This window comes from Lientehia hominis (genome assembly GCF_021044755.1).
Taxonomy (GTDB): Bacteria; Bacillota; Clostridia; order Lachnospirales; family Lachnospiraceae; genus Lientehia; species Lientehia hominis.
Genome location: NZ_JAJNOR010000009.1, coordinates 54,198 through 72,359, shown reverse-complemented (window position 1 = coordinate 72,359; position 18,162 = coordinate 54,198). Strand labels below are relative to the sequence as shown.

16 protein-coding genes are annotated in these 18,162 nt (G+C 49.1%); 13 read left to right on the top strand and 3 right to left on the bottom strand.

What is annotated here, in order from left to right; all coding sequences use genetic code 11:
* The first annotated feature begins 80 nt into the window (after positions 1-80).
* From LQE92_RS12975 to LQE92_RS12965, 3 genes are all read left to right on the top strand, one after another.
* Entirely contained in the window at positions 81-1,568 is a 1,488-nt protein-coding gene (locus tag LQE92_RS12975; protein WP_231063377.1) for an extracellular solute-binding protein, read from the top strand.
* 48 nt (positions 1,569-1,616) lie between these two features.
* Positions 1,617-5,540, top strand: a complete 3,924-nt coding sequence (locus LQE92_RS12970) for an ATP-binding protein (protein WP_231063376.1) — start codon at positions 1,617-1,619, stop codon at positions 5,538-5,540.
* A 129-nt stretch (positions 5,541-5,669) separates the two neighbouring features.
* Positions 5,670-6,761, top strand: coding sequence for a putative NPN-dependent ornithine cyclodeaminase (locus LQE92_RS12965; protein WP_231063375.1), 1,092 nt, complete (start codon positions 5,670-5,672; stop codon positions 6,759-6,761).
* 13 nt (positions 6,762-6,774) lie between these two features.
* On the opposite strand, the gene LQE92_RS12960 is transcribed toward LQE92_RS12965, so the two are convergent.
* The 3 genes from LQE92_RS12960 to LQE92_RS12950 are packed head-to-tail and all read right to left on the bottom strand — an operon-like array spanning position 6,775 to position 10,059.
* Positions 6,775-7,986 (bottom strand): ABC transporter permease, encoded by a 1,212-nt coding sequence (locus LQE92_RS12960; RefSeq protein WP_231063374.1) that lies wholly within the window; start codon positions 7,984-7,986, stop codon positions 6,775-6,777.
* Positions 7,973-9,115 (bottom strand): ABC transporter permease, encoded by a 1,143-nt coding sequence (locus LQE92_RS12955; RefSeq protein WP_231063373.1) that lies wholly within the window; start codon positions 9,113-9,115, stop codon positions 7,973-7,975. The genes LQE92_RS12960 and LQE92_RS12955 overlap by 14 nt, the downstream gene beginning before the upstream one ends.
* Before the next feature lie 14 nt (positions 9,116-9,129).
* Positions 9,130-10,059 carry an ABC transporter ATP-binding protein gene (locus LQE92_RS12950; RefSeq protein WP_231063372.1) on the bottom strand — a complete coding sequence of 310 codons (930 nt, stop codon included), beginning with the start codon at positions 10,057-10,059 and terminating at the stop codon, positions 9,130-9,132.
* A 161-nt stretch (positions 10,060-10,220) separates the two neighbouring features.
* Here LQE92_RS12950 and LQE92_RS12945 point away from each other — a divergent pair, with 161 nt between their 5' ends.
* From LQE92_RS12945 to LQE92_RS12900, 10 genes are all read left to right on the top strand, one after another.
* Positions 10,221-10,913: a DUF554 domain-containing protein gene (locus LQE92_RS12945; RefSeq protein ID WP_231063371.1), complete on the top strand. Its 693-nt coding sequence runs from the start codon at positions 10,221-10,223 to the stop codon at positions 10,911-10,913.
* A 25-nt stretch (positions 10,914-10,938) separates the two neighbouring features.
* Positions 10,939-12,066 carry a sensor histidine kinase gene (locus LQE92_RS12940; protein ID WP_231063370.1) on the top strand — a complete coding sequence of 376 codons (1,128 nt, stop codon included), beginning with the start codon at positions 10,939-10,941 and terminating at the stop codon, positions 12,064-12,066.
* Between the two features lie 7 nt (positions 12,067-12,073).
* Complete coding sequence (locus LQE92_RS12935) at positions 12,074-12,712, top strand: response regulator transcription factor (protein WP_231063369.1); 639 nt, start codon at positions 12,074-12,076, stop codon at positions 12,710-12,712.
* 178 nt (positions 12,713-12,890) lie between these two features.
* Entirely contained in the window at positions 12,891-13,940 is a 1,050-nt protein-coding gene (locus LQE92_RS12930; RefSeq protein ID WP_231063368.1) for an ABC transporter ATP-binding protein, read from the top strand.
* Entirely contained in the window at positions 13,924-14,787 is an 864-nt protein-coding gene (locus LQE92_RS12925; RefSeq protein WP_231063367.1) for an ABC transporter permease, read from the top strand. Before LQE92_RS12930 ends, LQE92_RS12925 begins: the two co-directional genes overlap by 17 nt.
* A gap of 12 nt (positions 14,788-14,799) precedes the next feature.
* A complete protein-coding gene (locus tag LQE92_RS12920; RefSeq protein ID WP_231063366.1) occupies positions 14,800-16,323 on the top strand; it encodes a GldG family protein in 1,524 nt (507 codons plus the stop codon).
* Positions 16,320-16,862 (top strand): DUF4340 domain-containing protein, encoded by a 543-nt coding sequence (locus LQE92_RS12915; RefSeq protein WP_231063365.1) that lies wholly within the window; start codon positions 16,320-16,322, stop codon positions 16,860-16,862. Before LQE92_RS12920 ends, LQE92_RS12915 begins: the two co-directional genes overlap by 4 nt.
* A 138-nt stretch (positions 16,863-17,000) precedes the next feature.
* On the top strand, positions 17,001-17,195 hold the full coding sequence (locus LQE92_RS12910) for a spore coat associated protein CotJA (RefSeq protein WP_231063364.1): 195 nt from the start codon (positions 17,001-17,003) through the stop codon (positions 17,193-17,195).
* The gene (locus tag LQE92_RS12905; RefSeq protein WP_231063363.1) at positions 17,185-17,475 is read left to right on the top strand and encodes a spore coat protein CotJB; all 291 of its coding nucleotides are present in this window, start codon (positions 17,185-17,187) and stop codon (positions 17,473-17,475) included. The genes LQE92_RS12910 and LQE92_RS12905 overlap by 11 nt, the downstream gene beginning before the upstream one ends.
* Positions 17,462-18,079 (top strand): manganese catalase family protein, encoded by a 618-nt coding sequence (locus LQE92_RS12900; RefSeq protein WP_231063362.1) that lies wholly within the window; start codon positions 17,462-17,464, stop codon positions 18,077-18,079. Before LQE92_RS12905 ends, LQE92_RS12900 begins: the two co-directional genes overlap by 14 nt.
* Positions 18,080-18,162: the final 83 nt, after the last annotated feature.

Below are 18,162 nucleotides of genomic sequence, written 5' to 3'. Positions count from 1 at the left end.
ACCTTTACATCTGATTTAAAATCACCTACAATTATGAGGAAGAATAAAAATGGGTCTGGTAGACCATATGAGGAGAAAAGATGAAGAAGATACAAAAGAAGAAGGCGTGGATACGGGCTGCTGCTGCAGGGATGGCAGTGATGCTTCTGGGGCTTTCGGGCTGCGGAACGGCTCCGAAGGAAAGTAAGCAGAGCAAGGACAGCCCTGTGGCGATTACTGTGTGGCATTATTATAACGGGGTGCAGCAGACGGCATTTGATAACCTGGTGGAAGAATTCAACCGCACAGTCGGACAGGAAAAAGGAATTCATGTGGAGGGGCACAGCCAGGGAGATGTGAACCAGCTGGAGACTAACGTGCTGGCAGCGCTTAATAAAGAGGTGGGAAGCGGCGACGCGCCCAACATTTTTTCGTCTTATGCGGATACGGCTTATGCCGTCCAGAAGATGGGCTGCCTGGCGGATATCTCTAAGTATATGGACGAGGATGAGTTTGACAGCTATGTGGATTCTTACATAGAAGAAGGTCGGATCGGCTCCGGGGAAGAGCTTTATATCTTTCCAGTGGCGAAGTCCAGTGAAGTTTTTATGCTGAACAAGGAGGACTGGGAGAAGTTCGCAGAAGCTACCGGAGCGGATATGTCTCAGCTATCTACCATCGAGGGCGTGACCAAAACGGCGGAGGATTATTACAACTGGACGGACAGCCTGACGCCGGATGTGCCTAATGACGGACATGCTTTTTATGGAAGAGACGCTATGGCGAATTACTTCATTGTAGGTTCCATGCAGCTGGGAACGGAGATCTTCCAGGTGAAGGATGGCAAGGTGACTTATAATGCAGACCGGGATGTAATGAAAAAAATCTGGGATAATTATTATGTTCCCTTTGTAAAGGGGTATTTCAGTGCCTATGGACGATTCCGTTCGGACGATGTGAAGATCGGGGAGATCATTTCTTTTACGGGATCCATCACGTCTGCTACCTATTTCCCCGATACGGTGGAGCTGGAAAATGGAGAAACATATCCTATTGATTACATCGTGATGCCGGCGCCTCAGTTTGAAGGCGGTGAGCCGTATGCGGTACAGCAGGGTGCGGGCATGGTAGTGACCAAGTCAGACGAAGCCAAGGAAAAGGCTTCAGTGGAATTTCTGAAATGGTTTACCGAGGAACAGAACAGCTATGACTTCGGCTGCAGCAGCGGTTATATGCCGGTCAAGAAGGATGCCTACGATAAAGAGAAGCTGGACGATACAATCCGTGAGCATAATATCGATGTGTCGGATAAAACATATGATTCTCTGATGATCGGTTTTGATACTGTGTCTGAAAATAAGATGTATACCAATAAAGCATTTGACGGCGGAAGCGCCGCAAGAAAGGTACTGGAATACAATCTGTCAGATAAAGCTGCTGCGGACAGGGAGCAAGTGAAAGCGGAGCTGGAAGCGGGGAAAACTCTGGAAGAAGCGGCCGCTCCATTTATCACAGAGGAAGCCTTTGACGCCTGGTATGAGTCACTGAAGGCCGGACTTGACGCGGCGGCGGAGGAACCGGCGCAGTGAGATGCTGAATGACGGGTTTTTTGTGAGTGGTCAAAAACGGTGAAAGTGATGAAAAAACGTACAATTTACAGACTGTTTATCATACCGCTTCTTGTAATCCTGCTGGTACAGGCGGTGGTCTCCCTCGGGACAGTGATTTTCGGGGGAACGACTTCCCTTCTGGACCAGTATCTGGTGAGCATTCAGGACAGGACGGTGGAGAACAGACAGATCCTGCTGGAGAACAATATGATCCAGCAGTGGTCTAATGTGAGCGAAGAAATGGAAACGATTGAAAACGGGCTTGGAGAGATTCTCAGCAGCAGGGGTGCGTCCATTTCCGAGTTTCTGAACAGCAGTGAAATGAAGGAAGAGCTTCTGCACAAGATGCTTTCCTCCTGTCTTTATATGCTGCGTAAAAATTCTGTGACAGGTACTTTCATTATCCTGGCCAATGGGCGGGACAGTTTGAGCGCCCAGGAATGCCAGGGTGTTTACTTTCACGACGCGGATCCCATGACAAATCCCGGAGATTATTCGGATGTTTTGATGAAACGGGGAAGCTCCCGCTTTTCCCACGAATTGAATGTGCCGCTTGACAGCTACTGGACGACAGATTTCGCTTTCGGAGCCGCCGGGGAAAAAGAGGCGGACAGTTTTTTTTATGAACCCTTCATGGAGGCAGAGGAGAATCCTCAGCTGGGGTATAAAAATCTTTGTTATTGGAGCCGCCCTTTCTATCTGGAGGGAGACTGGAAGAACGGAGGATCTGAGGTCATTACTTATTCTGTTCCGCTGATCCATGATGACGGCACTGTGTACGGCATCATGGGGATCGATATTTCTACGAAATACCTGCAGGATCTGATGCCGTATTCAGAACTGAGCCAGTACAGCAGCTACCTGCTGGCGGAACGGACAGAGGACGGTTCTTATATTCCTCTGGTCTCCACCGGGACTATCGTATCCCTGGGAGATGAAAAGCCAGAGAGTATCAGCCTGGAGGAGACCAAATATGACGGACTGTATGCGATTGGGTCCGATGATGAAAAGCTGTATGCTTCCGCGCGGGAAATGCATCTTTACAATACCAATGCTCCGTTTTCCGAGAGAGTATGGGTCCTGGCCGGCGTCATGGAAGAATCCGGACTGTTCGGAATCGGCAGCGCTGTACTTAGGAACCTGTCCATGGCGATTCTTCTTTCTCTGGTGTTCGGGTTTGTGGGAACGGTCCTCATCGTGGGTTTTGTGACGAAGCCCATCCGCAGCTTGGCGGAATGTATAAGGGGGAGCTCTGAACACCAGCTAAAGAGCTTTAAAGAGAGCAATATCGTCGAGGTAGATGAATTGTATGAGGTGGTCTCTGACCTGACAGAAAAGCAGAGAGAGGCAGAATACCGCCTGATGGAAGAAAAGGAACGGTATCTGATCGCTTTAAAGAGCAGCACGGATCTTCTGTTTTCCTATGATATCCGTCAGGATACCATAGACGTATCGAATTTTGCCATGGAGAAAAAAAGCGGCCAGGCCGAATTCCACCTGGAAAACCTGAAAGAGAGGCTGAACAGCGGCTGGATATACAGGGAGGATCTGGAGAAATTTCTGCAGATATTGGAAAATCCGGATGATTCGGTATTTCTGGTGTTCCGGGGCCGGTTCTTTGAGCAGGATGTGGACTATGAGTGGATGGAGTTAAACGGAAAGGTCATCAGTGATGCAAATGGAGAAAAGACAAAGATCATCGGCAGCCTGAAGAACATCCACGAACAGAAGGTGCGTGAGCTGATGCGCCTGGAATCCGCCCGACGCGACCGCGTGACCGGCCTTTACGAGCGAAGCGTCGGTGAGGATATCATACAGCTGGAATTCGAGAAAGGAAAGACAGGATGCCTTGTGCTCCTGGATTTTGATCATTTCCGAGAGCTGAATGAGCGCTATGGTATGGTCTTTGGGAATGCAGTCCTGGAAGAGACCGGACGCCAGATTCTTCTGATGAAGAAAGAAGTTCAGAAACGGGATGAGATGGACAAGAAGCGCATTACGGCTCTCCGCATGGGCGGAGATGAGATTCTCATATGGTTCTCTGAAATAAGGCCGGAAACTGCACAGGTATTTCTCAAAGAGCTTGCTTCCCGGATAGATGAAATATATGATGGCAGACGTTTCCCTTTAAGTTTTTCTGCCGGAATCAGCAAAAGAAAGGAAGGAGAAGAATTTAAGGACTGTCTGTATGAAGCCGGGCGGGCGCTGGCCGCAGTAAAAGCAGGTGTCCGGAGAGGCATGGCTATATTTGATGAGCTGAGTGCAGATGAAATAAAGGAGGAGCGCCGGGAGATCAATGAGATTGCAGCCCTTCCCTATTCAGATGCCAGGAATATGGTTTCTCTTGTTTTTACCTTTTTTGACAAGGGAGGAGATATTTCCAATATTCTCCCGGTCCTGTTGGTGAAGCTGGGACACTTTTATGGTGCGTCGGATATTGTGCTGACTCTGGTGGATATGGATTTTTGCACATCCTATGTGAAATATCAATGGCATGACGTGCAGGGCGACCGGCAGAGCACGGGAGTCCGCCGGTTCAGCAGGCAGGAATTTGAAGCTCTGACAGGCTTCCTTTCCGGCGGGAGCAGAGAGTTTGGTGAAGAAAATGTCCTGAGCAGGGAGGAATGCCGCTTCTTCGGCCTGGCATCCGGGAAAAACGGTATCTGCGTCCCGATGTATGACAGCGGAAATTATATCGGCGCGATGGCGTATGTGTGCCGGGAAATCCAGCCTCTTTGGGCAGAAAAAGACAGAAATGATCTCCAGGAGATCACGAAAATCATAGAGACCAATATCAACCGGGAGCGGTACGATATGGCGAGCAGAGCAAAAAGTGATTTCCTGTCCCGCATGTCTCATGAGATCCGTACTCCCATGAACGCGATCATAGGCATGACGGACATTGCCCGCCATGAGGTGAAGCAGCCGGAACGCTTGGAGGAATGTCTCGATAAGATTGACCGTTCTTCCAAGTTTTTGCTGAGCCTGATCAACGATATTCTGGATATGTCAAAGATTGAGAGCGGAAAAATGAAGCTGGATATCAGGGCCTTTGACATGGAGGAGCTTTTGGAGAGCGTGGCCGGCCTTATCGAACCGCAGGCGGAGACCAAAAGGATTCAGTTTGTGCGCCGCGTGAGCCTGACGCACAAATGGCTGATGGGAGATTCTCTTCATTTAAGCCAGGTTCTTGTGAACCTTCTGGGGAATGCGGTGAAGTTCACTCCGGAGGGAGGAACTGTAACTCTGACAGTAGAACAGGAAGAAGATCGGGGAAACAGTACGGGCATCCGTTTTTCTGTTAAGGATACTGGAATCGGCATTGAACGGGAAAATTTCAAGCGGATATTTAACGCTTTTGAGCAGGCGGGAGATGATACCACGAAAGAATATGGCGGAACCGGGCTGGGACTTGCCATCAGCAGCAGCCTGATTCGGATGATGGGAGGGAATATCAGCCTGAACAGCCGTCCGGGGGAAGGGAGCAATTTCTATTTCAAGATATGTCTGAAGACTGGGCAGGAAGAAGCCAGAGATCCGGAGAAAGAGAATATAGACAATGTGAGCTGCGAAGGAAAGCGCTTGCTTTTGGTAGAAGACAATGAACTGAACATGGAGATTGCCAAGGTGCTGCTGGAAATGAACGGGTTCCTGGTGGAAACTGCCGAAAATGGGAAAATAGCTGTTGAGCGGTTTTCAGGACATGATGAGGGTTATTATGATGCGGTCCTCATGGACATCCGTATGCCGGTCATGGACGGGCTGGAAGCGGCAAGAGTCATACGGCGTCTGGAACGGCCGGATGCCGGTACGGTGCCCATTATCGCCATGACGGCCAATGCCTTCGACGAGGACATGAAAAAGTCCATTGAAAGCGGGATGAACGGTCATCTGGCCAAGCCGATCGACATTGATGAGCTGATAAGGACACTGAAAAAAGTTATGAAATAAAGGCTTTGCATTTTATCATGGATTTTGATATGCTAATTATAAATGGAGCTGGCGGTTTCGATAGAAACTGTCGGCTTCCGCTGGTCATGCCAGGAATTGATAATGAGGAGAAAAATAAGGAGGAGAGTCATGAGTTTTGAATTGCTTAAGTATACGGCGCCTGATTTTACCCAGAGGATGTTCACGGAAGCCCCGGATGCGAAATGGGAGCCCGCGCCTAAGGATATGGTGGCGCCCGTAACGTACCATTCCACTACCATTTTTCCGGAGTATTTCAAGGTGAACGGAAATTGGCTTCTGGCAGAAGAGAGCAGGATGGATTGCGTGGCGGTATACGAGAATGGAAAGATTTATGTCCGGGAGTTCAGAAACCTGAAGCAGGGCGATCTTGTCTTTGTGGGCAGGACAGAGAACTGTGAGGACGGCATATATGTATATACCAACGGTTTTAATGAAAGGGGCAGCAGCCTGGACGATTCTTTCGCGTTCCGCCTCGGCCGTTCCAGAGAGACTGCGTTTTCCAAGGACTATGACCATTTATATGAGCTTTTGGAATATGAGAGGGAGCATGGAAATATTCTGTGGGTGATGGGGCCGGCTTGCGCTTTTGACGCGGATTCCAGAGCGGCTTTCTCCAAACTGGTCATGGGCGGATATGTCCACGGCCTTCTTGCGGGCAATGCCCTGGCGACTCATGATCTCGAGGGCGCCTATCTGAAAACAGCCCTGGGACAGGATATTTATACTCAGGAGAGCCGGCCTATGGGACACTACAATCATCTGGACACCATAAACCGGGTAAAATATTATGGTTCGATCCCCAAATTCATTGAAGGAGAAAACATTCAGGACGGCATTATATACAGCTGTGTGAAAAAGGATGTGCCGTTTGTTCTGGTGGGTTCCATTCGTGACGACGGTCCTCTCCCAGAGGTTTATGCGAATGTATATGACGGACAGAATGCCATGCGGGATTGTGTGCGTAAGGCGACGACGGTAATCTGTATGGCCACCACCCTGCATTCCATCGCCGTGGGGAACATGACACCGTCCTTCCGGGTGCTGCCCGACGGTACGGTGCGCCAGGTGTATTTCTACTGTGTGGACATTGCTGAGTTTGCGGTAAATAAACTGGCAGACAGAGGAAGTCTGTCTGCCAAGGGAATTGTGACTAATGTACAGGATTTTGTGGTCAATGTGAGCAAAGGCGTGAAATTCTGATTTCATCGTCTGATCAGGAATCCAGTTCTGTGCGAATACTTCCAAAGGAATTCTCCGCCCTGCTCTTATATTTTCCCAGAGCCAGGGAGACACAGAGGATGGCGGCGGCAAAGGCGAGTTCTATGCCGAAAGCCTGCCAGATCGGACGAAGGGAAGCTCTGTCCAGCGAGGTCAGGCTGTAGATGCCTGTGACTGCTTTTGAATACCAGTATACCGGAGTGAATCTTGAAAAGGCTTGAATGCTCTGACTCAGAAATTCCAGCGGGACAAAAGCTCCGCCCAGGAAGCTCAGGGCGAGGCCCAAGAAATTGGCGAAAGCGTTTTGGGTATTGGGGTTTTTGATAAAATGGCTGACCAGCATGGAAATCGCCAGGGAGGTCACGGAAAAGAGGAAGCTGTTTAAGAGCATCAGTCCTATAAGCCGCCAGTCTGTGCCGGCCAGTCTGCCGGCGGACAGGATGATTCCCATGACGCTCAAGAGGAGCCATACGAAAAGACTGACTACGCCGCAGTAAAGGAACTGTCCGAAATTTTTGGCCCGGACGGTGGTGGGGGCGCATAAGTTTCTCATCTGAAGTTCGGGCCGCTTGAAGGACAGGGTCACGGAGCTCACACAGAGAAGAATCAGTACCAGGAGGATGTAGCTCTGTACCCTGTTGTAAGCGTAATAAGCGTCATCCATCGGCTGTCCGGTAGAGAAACGCATTGTCTCCACCGAGGTCTCCAGGGAAAGCGACTCCAGGGCTTTGGAGACCAGGACCTCGTCGTCCATCTGGGAGCCGGTCTTTTGATAGGTGTTAATAAAGCTCCAGTATTGATTCACCAGATTATCCAGATAATAGCTGTCACCCGTGCCGGGAACGGCAGCCATTTCCAGTGAAATCGGCGTTTCGGTAGCGAGGGAGGCATCAAAGCCTTCCGGGATGATCAGGATATATTCGGTAGCATGATAAAACATGGCGTCCTGAAGGACGTCTTTTTTATCGTCCAAAATCACTTCTGTGCCATGATTGGAAAGGAAACCTCTGAGACCTTCGGTGAATGCCGTTTCTTTATCGCGGTTGATGACAGTGAACTCCGGTTTGGTCTCAGAGAAGTCCGGTGTGATCTTTGTGGACATAAAAGCAGAAATGACTACGAAGATTCCCATGAAAATGATCAGGTAAATCAGTATCTGCCCTTTATGCCGTTTCATGATCAGCAAACATGCTTTAAATACTTTCATAACGCTGCCTCCTCAAGAAAAACGCGGTGATGGTGAACATGGTGAAGGTCATGGCGGCCAGGATCCCCAGGTTCAGGAAATATTTACTGAGATTGTCATAATAGTACAGACAATAGAAGGAATCCGCGATGCGGGCTGCGGGGTTCAGCCAGGACAGTACGGGAAGAGTCCGGGCGATCGTGTAATTGATGCCGGAGACCATCAGGCCGGCGCCGTAGCTGCAGATCATTGTGATGGTGATGATGAGCGCCACTTTTATGTTTTCTTTGAACTTTGTCACCGCGGATATGAGTGCGCCGAAAGCGATGCCCAAAAGGCTTCCAAGACCGCAGGTGAGAATCACCATCCATAAATTGGATCCGAAATCCACTCCTAGAACCAATACGATATAGGCGACCAGCATCATCAGACAGAGAACGTGGACGACGAAGGAAGCTAATAAATCATAGACTACCATTGGAAGCCGTTTAGCCGGGGATAAAGTCCGCCTGGCGCCCAGCGGGGACAGGTTGGCCTGCAGATAAGACACACTTTCATGCCCCTGAAAAGCGCCGTACATGCAGACCATGGCGAGCAGGGCATAAAAATAGTTGATTGTCTGGGAAGGAGGGTTCTGAGTCAAGGAGATTTCCTTGGTGAAGGATTCCCTGTTAAAAAGTTCTGAAATTTCAGAGACCGCGCCCGGATTTTCTGCGAGGATACTGGTGATCGCGTGCTTTGTCTGGCTGTACTGGTCTAAAAAGCTTTTGATGATGGTCTGGTTGAGTCCGCTGCCGGACACGGTGAGATTCGGGGCAGCGTTTTCTAAAGTAATATAGCCGTCAATATCCTGGTTTTCCAGGGCCTTTCCAGCGTCCTCCGCCGACGGATATATGGTTGCTTCGAAAAGCTTATCATCTCCATCCGCGGATAGAGAACCCAGCGCAGAGCGAAAGGCGGTATCCTCTCCGTATTCCTGGTTATCCACGATTCCGATCGGAATCACAGTCAGAAGGTCCGCCTCGTCGAGGGCGGAAAAAGCGAAGTAAAACAGGGTGGCCATCATTATGGGGAAGATCCAGGTCCATATGAGGGTACTCCAGTTCCGGAGCGCGGCCCGGATCCGTTTTCCAAAAATATTGATAAACATGAGAACCTCCTTCTTTAATCCCGCAGCTGTTTTCCGGTTATTTCCAGAAATACATCATTCAGCGTGGGCGGTTCGGAATAGATCAGTCCGAATTTCAGATTGTTCTGCCGCAGCAGGTCCAGAACCTCGATGATGGCGTGGCCGCCGGTTTTGCACTCGGCGGACAGATGGCTGTCGGAATATTCCGCCTTTATCACGTCTTCCAGAGAGCGGATCTGATCCAGGACCCGGAGAGGCAGGCTGTAGATTTCTACGGTCAGCTTTTCACCGGTGTTGATCATGGCGGTCAGTTCCTCCTTTGTTCCGGTAGCGATTTGCCGTCCTTTATCCATGATCATGATCCTGGAACAGAGCTGTTCCACTTCTTCCATGTAGTGAGAGGTATAAACGATGGTAGCGCCGCCGGCATTGAGTGCTTTTATGCCCTCCAATATGCTGTTCCTGCTCTGGGGGTCTACGGCTACGGTCGGCTCATCCAAAAAGATCAGCCGGGGCTTATGGGCGATGCCGCAGGCGATGTTCAGACGCCGGATAAGGCCGCCAGATAGTTTTTTGGGAAGAAATTTCCGGTATTCCTTAAGGCCGGCAAATTCAATGGCTTCTTCCACAAGGGGCCTGCGTTTGCTTTTTTCGGGAACATAAAGGCCGCAGAAATAGTCGATGTTTTCATAGACGGTCAGTTCGTTGAATACGGCTACGTTCTGGGGGACGATTCCGATTTTCCTTTTGCTCTCATAGTTGGTTGGAGACATGGGCTCTTGGAACAGGGAGATTTCACCTTTATCGTATTTCAGCAGAGAAAGCATACAGTTGATGGCGGTGGTTTTGCCGCTTCCATTGGGTCCGAGCAGGCCGAAGATTTCTCCGTCCCGGACTTCCAGATTAAAATGATCCAGGGCCACCAGGCTGCCATATCGTTTTACCAGATTTTTAACTTTTATCATAATGAATGTCCTTTCTGAATTCCTTGATCTCAGCTTTATTATAGAAAACGAAAACCGGAAAAGACAGTGAGCTCTGTCATGGTTTGCTTATGACAAATGTCACATTACAGCCGTTTACAAATGTTTCAGAACAGGGTATGATGTTTCTGGAGGGGAAAGACATGATATTGACAGGTGTGGGCGTGAATACGGCAGCTATAATTATCGGAGCGCTGGCAGGTATTCTGCTGCGAAAAAGGATTTCATCGGAACTAGGCGATTTTCTGGGTCAGGGACTGGGGATCTGTGTGATCTACGTGGGAATAAAAGGCTCTCTGGCAGGAGAAAATACCATGATCACCATATTGTCCATAGTGATCGGAGGGGTATTGGGGCATTATCTTGACTTTGACAGACATATGGAAAATCTGGGTGTTTATGCACAGAAAAAGCTGAGACAGGGCGACGGGAGCAGCCGTTTTGCCGAGGGATTTGTGAGCTATTCCCTGCTGGTGTGCATAGGGGCAATGGCGATTGTCGGTTCCATGCAGAGTGGAATGAACAATAACCATGAGATTTTGTTTTCCAAAGCCCTGATCGACGGGGTAATGGCTGTGGTGATGGCAGCAGCTTTGGGAATCGGAGTCGGATTCGCGGCCATACCGGTCTTTCTGTATGAGGGGGTTATCACGCTGGCATCCAGCTTTGTCGCGGTGTATTTGACGGAAACTGTTATAAACGAGATGGCCTGCGCGGGCAGCCTGCTGATCATTATGTTGGGGCTGAATATGATGAAGATGACTAAGATAAAGGTAGCCAATTTCCTGCTGACGCCTTTTATACCGATTATTCTCTGCCGGCTGTGGCCTAGGTGACAGGCAGAGGAAGAAGGAGGGGAATGTGCGGAAGCTGATTGATAAACTGATTTTGTTTGCAGTGTCTTTTCTGCTTTTGATATTCAGAAAAACGAATACGGGTGCGGTGGCAGGATTCCTGACTGCCGTGATCATATCATCTTTGAACAGCTATTTTCGCGGAAAGAAAGCCGGCGCGGGAGGTCTGATCTACAGTCTTCTCTGTATCTGGAGGCCGGGGCTCCTTACATTTCTGGCGCCGGTTGTCTATGACTGCGCGGGACAGAAGGAATGGTATTTCCGATTTCCCTGGATCCTTTCCCTGGTGGTTTTTGTGGGGGAACGAGATTTGACGGGACTTTTGTCGGTCACCGCTTTCTGTGCCCTCGCATTCCTTCTGGAGGTACGGACAGAGTCTTTTGAGACAGCCGTGGAAGCATATTACGATATGCAGGACACCACGAGAGAGAAAGCGCTCCATCTTGAAAAAAAGAATGTGGAGCTCATGGAGAAACAGGACTATGAGGTACGTCTCGCTACGCTGGACGAACGGAACCGGATCGCCAGAGAGATCCATGATAATGTGGGGCACCTGCTGACCAGGTCGCTTTTGCAGGTGAGCGCCCTTTTGGTGGTCCATAAGCAGGAAGAAGAATTGAAGGAACAGCTGGAGCAGGTAAAGAATACCTTGTCGGACGCTATGGATAGCGTGAGGAGCAGCGTACATGATCTCCATGAGGGGGCGATGGATCTCCGCCTTCAGTTGGAGAGGCTGATCGGGGAGTATCAGTTTTGTCCGGTGAAGCTTACTTATAAGGCGGGCGAGCTTCCAAGGGAATTGAAATACTGTTTTGTTTCCATTGTCAAGGAGGGCCTTTCTAATATAGCCAGGCACAGCGAGGCCACCCAGGCTGAGGTGACGGTTGTAGAGCATCCCGCGCTGTACCAGCTGATCATCCGGGACAACGGCGTGCAGAAAGACGGAGACGGACAGGAGCCCTTGGATGGAAGAGGAGGAATCGGGCTGCAGAATATCCGCGACCGTGTGGAAGCTTTTGGCGGGGTATTCCGGGTAGAAAGAGACAATGGCTTCCGGCTGTTCATTTCCGTACCGATACAGCAGGAAGCGCGGAAGGAGAGGCCGGAGCAGGAGACAGGGCGGAAAGGATGGTAAAGAGCAGATGAACATTATAATCGTAGACGATGATCAGCTGGTCTGCATGTCATTGAAGACAATCCTGCAGGCGGACGGGGAAATACAGGTGTCAGCCACCGGAGGAAGCGGACCGGAGGCAGTGGAGCTGTATGAGCGGCACCGGCCGGATATACTGCTGATGGATATCCAAATGGGAGGAGGAAACGGGCTGGATGCGGGGGAAGAGATTCTGAGCCGGTATCCTGATGCCAGAATACTGTTCCTCACCACCTTCTCTGATGATGAATATATAGTAAAAGCACTCCGCATCGGCGCGAAGGGATATTTGATCAAACAGGACATTGCCTCCATTGCCCCAGCCCTTGAAGCGGTCATGTCGGGCCAGAGTGTGTTCGGCAGCGAGATCGTGACCAGGCTTCCGGAGCTGATGAAAAGGAAGCAGAATGTGGATCTGTCTGCTTATGCCATAGGAGAACGGGAATTAGAAGTCATACGGCTGGTCGCCAGAGGGCTGAGCAATAAAGAGATTGCCGATGAGATGTATCTGAGCGAAGGGACTGTCCGAAACTATCTGAGTACGATCCTGGATAAGCTGGAGCTGAGGGACAGGACACAGCTGGCTGTTTTTTATCTCATGGGAAAATCCGGTATCCTGGATAAATAAGTGGAATCGGGCATGGATACACCGGAAGGTGGGGAAAGAGTCTGCAATGGCAGGCTCTTTTCTCATTTTACAATGGAATCGGATACGGATGTTCACAGAACTTTCACACAATGGTTTCATAATAGGCACAATTTTTTTTTACGATGGTAAAAGATTAATGTCTAAAGGAGGAGCAGCTTTGATTGAGGTAAAAAATCTGGTGAAGAAATATGGCGGCCATTTGGCGGTGGACAATTTGAACTTCACGGTTGAGAAGGGCCAGATTTATGGTTTTCTTGGGCCAAACGGCGCAGGCAAATCGACGACGATGAATATCATCACCGGTTATATCGCGTCCACGGAAGGGACTGTGACAGTAGATGGGCATGATATACTGGAAGAACCGGAGGCGGCAAAAAAATGTATCGGTTATCTGCCGGAACAGCCGCCGCTGTATTTCGATATGACGGTGGCGGAGTATCTGAATTTTGCGGCAGAACTAAAGCAAGTGGAGAAACCTAAGAGAAAAGAGATGATACAGGAGGTCATGGAGATGACTGGTATCACAGATGTGGGCGGCCGTGTCATCAAGAACCTTTCCAAAGGATACCGTCAGAGAGTCGGCCTTGCCCAGGCGCTGATTGGGTTTCCGGAGATTCTGATCCTGGATGAGCCGACGGTGGGGCTGGATCCGAAACAGATGATCGAGATACGGGAGCTCATCAAATCACTCAGCAAGAACCATACCGTTATTCTGAGCTCTCATATCCTGTCTGAGGTCAGCGCGGTCTGCGATTATATCATGATCATATCCAAAGGAAAGCTGGTAGCCAGCGATACCCCCGAGAATTTGAGCAAAGAGATGGCAGGAGCACAGAAGCTGTCTCTTTTAGTAAAGGGAAGTCCCCAGGAGGTGGAGAGTGCCGTCGGGAACATCCACCAGGTATCTTCCTTCTGCTGTGAAGAATCGGAACAGGAAGGAGTACTTAAAGTATCATTGGAAGCAGAACCGGAGGCTGACGTCAGGGAAGAGATATTTTTTGCTATGGCTGACAGAAAGCTGCCAATTCTTGAGCTGATGACGACCAGCATGAGCCTGGAGGACGTGTTCCTGGAGCTGACAGAGGGCGGCGAGGAACCTGAGGGGGAAGAAAAAGGCCGAAGAAAATCGATGTTTGGAACCAGGCTTAAAAAAACTCCCGAAGAAGAATTAGAAGAGGAGGAGGAAAACCATGCTGGCAATTTATAAAAGAGAGGTCAAGTCTTACCTCACTTCCATGCTGGGCTATGTGTTCATAGCCCTGAACCTGCTTTTGGTGGGTATCTATTTTACATTTTATAATCTGCAGTACGGGTATCCGTATCTGGATTACACGCTGTCCGGAGTCAGCTTTGTATTTCTCGTCACGACGCCTATTCTGACCATGAAGGTGATGGCAGAGGAACGCCGGCAGAAAACGGACCAGCTTCTTCTGACTTCCCCGGTCAGTCCGGGGAAGATCGTATTGGGTAAATACCTGGCTCTGGTCACGATTTTCCTGATTCCCATGGTGATTATCGGATGCTATCCTCTGGTCCTGTCGTCTTTTGGTTCAGTTCCCCTGAAAACGGATTATACAGCGCTTCTCGGGTATTTTCTGGCAGGTTGTGCCTATCTGGCTCTGGGCCTTTTTCTGTCTTCGACTACAGAAAGCCCTGTGCTCGCGGCAGTTCTTACCTTTGGAGCCTGCTTTTTGTGCTATATGGCGAATTCCTTGGGAAGTTTTATATCAGGGACCTCGTTTGCCACATATATCGCGCTGATCGTGGCGGCGGTGCTCGTCTGCCTGCTGGTATACGCTATGACAAAGAGCTCTGTGATCTCGGGAGGCTTGTTTTTACTTGCTGTTATCCTTCTGACCGTGTGCTATTTTGCAAAATCCTCCTGGCTTGCCGGAGGAATTCAGAAAATCATCGGGATATTTGATTTCGGTTCTCCTTTCAGCAAGTTTCTGAATGGGATATTGGATTTGAGGTCCGTGTTGTATTTTATATCGGTGATCGCTGTGTGTGGCTGTCTTTCTGTACAGTCTATCCAGAAGCGCCGGTGGAGTTAGGAGGGAGCCAAAATGAAAAGACCGAATATAAAATGGAACAAGAAAAATATCAAGCATGGCTCCTATAGTCTTGTATGGGCGGCGGCAGTCATCGCCATCATTATCATCCTCAATCTGATCGTGGCGGAGCTTCCGTCCAAATTCACCAGTAAGGATATGACGGCCAATCAGTATTATACGCTGTCCGATCAGTCAAAGGATATGCTGAAGGGTGTGTCCAAAGATGTGACGATCTACAAGCTGACAGACGACGGCTCCACGGATAATATGGTGGAGAACCTGCTGGAGCAGTACAAAAGCTATTCCGGCCATATTAAGGTCGTGGAGAAGGATTTGGTGAAATATCCTACCTTTGCCGGGAATTATACATCTGATACTCTGAAAGCCGGCAGCCTCATCGTCGAATGCGGAGAAAAGAGCCGGGTGATCTCTTCTTCCGATTTATATGAGACTTCTTATGACTCTTCCACGTATCAGGCATATACCTCCGGATTTGATGGAGAAGGACAGATCACCAGCGCCGTCGCATATGTGACCTCAGAAGAGATTCCAAAGATCTATGTACTGGAAGGGCACAGTGAAGGAGAACTGAGCACAGAATTGACCGGACAGATTGAAAAGGAGAATATTGATGTAGAATCCTTAAGCCTCGTCTCCCGCACCTCGATTCCTGAGGATGCCGCCGCACTTTTGATCAATTCCCCGCAGAAGGATTTTTCTGATGAAGAAACTGCCATGATCCTCGACTACTTAAAGCAAGGCGGCAAGGCCTTCATTACCAGCACCTATACCGGAGAGGTTCTCCCCAATTTCAATTCCATTCTGGAATATTATGGGGTGGCCCCCATGGACAGCATGGTAGGAGAAGGAGATTCCAATTACTATCATCCTCAGAGTTCTTTTTATCTGCTTCCGGGCATCCAGAGCAGTACGCTGACTTCTTCTTTGACCTCCGCCAACCGCAGAGTGTTCACGTTTATTTCTCAGGGAATTGAAACATTGGATTCCAAAAGAGAAACGGTGGATATCACAAGTCTGCTGAAGACCTCTGATTCTGCTTACGCCAAAATAGACGCGGTCAACATGACGACGACAGAGAAGGAAAAAGGAGATATTGACGGTCCTTTTGACCTGGGCGTATTGATCACAGAGAAACTGTCCGGTTCCGAAGAATCGTCGGAGGGATCGACAGAGGATTCGGAAGACGGTTCGACCGATGAGCCGGACGGAGAAGGTACAGGAACGGAAGGTACGGGAGAGGAGACGAAGATCGTCTATTTCGGTTCCGGGTATCTTCTGGAGGAACAGATGGACAACATTGTTTCAGGGGGAAATTACGAACTGGTCATGAATTGTCTGAGCAGCCTTGTGGACCACGAGACTACAGTGGCTATTCCTGCAAAAAGCCTGGAAACGGAGTACCTGACCATGACAGCTGCAAACGTCAACTGGTGGAGCATCATCATGGTGGCAGTGCTTCCCATCGCGTCAGTGGCCTCCGGCGGCGTCATCTGGTATAGGAGGAGAAAACGATGAAAGGGAAAAAACTGATTATCGTACTGATACTTCTGGTCATATGTATTGGGGCTTACTTTGTGGTAAGGCGTCTGGATCTGAATAAAACGGACAGTGGAGAAGAAGAGAAGGTTTACGTCAATCAGATGGAAGCAGACGTTATTACGGGCTTTTCGTATGTGTGCGGAGAGGACACACTCGCTTTTTCCAAGGACGGAGACACGTGGCGCTATGACGGAAACCATGAGCTTTCCATGAACCAGACCTCGATGGCCTCTATGGCAGCTGCGCTGGCAGAAATTCAGGCGGTGCAGGTACTGGAAGATCATGAGGAGCTTTCGGAATATGGACTGGATACGCCGTCCAACACGATTTCCATCACAACAAAGGAGGGAACAAGAGAGCTCATCATCGGAAACGAAAATGAGGCAGCCGACGGATATTATGCTATGATAAATGGTGAAGACAAGGTCTATTTGATCTCATCTTCTCTGCCGTCCAAGTTTTCTGCCGCTCTGGATACATTGGAGGAAACGGAGGCGGAAGACGAAAAAAATTAAATTTGCTTTCCATAGCTGACAGCTTTCTCCACATCAGCCATTTTGTTTTCGGTTGAACCGAGGCAAAAGCGGCATACTAAAAATGATGATACGTTGTGAACGAACGTATCATCATTACGTGTAGAAAGGAGATCGGCTATGGAATGTACTTGTAATGGAAAGCCTCATAAGGAAGGCTTCAGGCAGGAATGTACCTGCGTGCTGGCCATGGGAACCGTTCCGAAGCAGCCTTTTGGCGAAATATATGAGCCTAAGGAAGCATTGAAACAGGGAACGATGTTCCGAAATCTTGACCTGCCTTTTTTTAAGGGAGGTGAGATTCTTGGGAGGTAGATGTGAAGCATTGGAACAGATAAACGAAGTCAGCTTTATGCTGAGTGATCTATCCCTTTATCTGGATACCCATCCAACGGATAAGGAAGCTCTTGGATGGTTTGGTAAGTACAGCGCGGAGAGGAAAAACCTTCTGAAAAAATTTGAAGAAAATTATAATCCTCTGACCATCGACTGTGTATGCACAGAGCATCCGGAAAAAGAACCGCATTTTACCTGGGTAGACGGACCTCTTCCCTGGGACTGTCAGGAAGGAGGAAGAGCTCATGTGGAATTATGAAAAACGTCTTCAGTTTCCCGTTAAGATCACAAAAACCTGTCCCAAATCCGCACAGCTGATCATCAGTCAGTTCGGAGGACCGGATGGGGAATTGGCGGCTTCTATGAGATATCTTTCCCAAAGATATACGATGCCATGCAAAAAGACGGCAGGACTTTTGACTGATATCGGTACAGAAGAGCTGGCGCATATGGAAATGATATGTGCGATCATCTACCAGCTCACAAAAGATATGAAGCCTGAAGATGCGAAGACAGCAGGATTTGACGCATATTATATCGATCATACCTCCGGACTTTGGCCGCAGGCGGCAGGCGGTATACCTTTCAATGCATGCGAATTTCAGTCAAAAGGTGATGCGATCACTGACTTATTTGAAGATCTGGCGGCAGAACAGAAGGCCAGGACAACGTATGATAATATTCTGAGGATCATCGATGATCCAGAGATCAGAGAACCCATTAAATTCCTAAGAGCAAGGGAGATTGTCCATTTCCAGCGTTTCGGAGAGGCATTGGAGCAGATTAAAGACAGTCTGGATTCAAAGAACTATTACTATTTTAATCCGGAATTCGATAAGCAGATGATGCAGGCGAAGCAATAAACATCAGTGATACAAATAAAACGGTATCAGAGATTTCTCTGATACCGTTTTATTATTACGCGCTGTCTGTTCCTGATGTTATA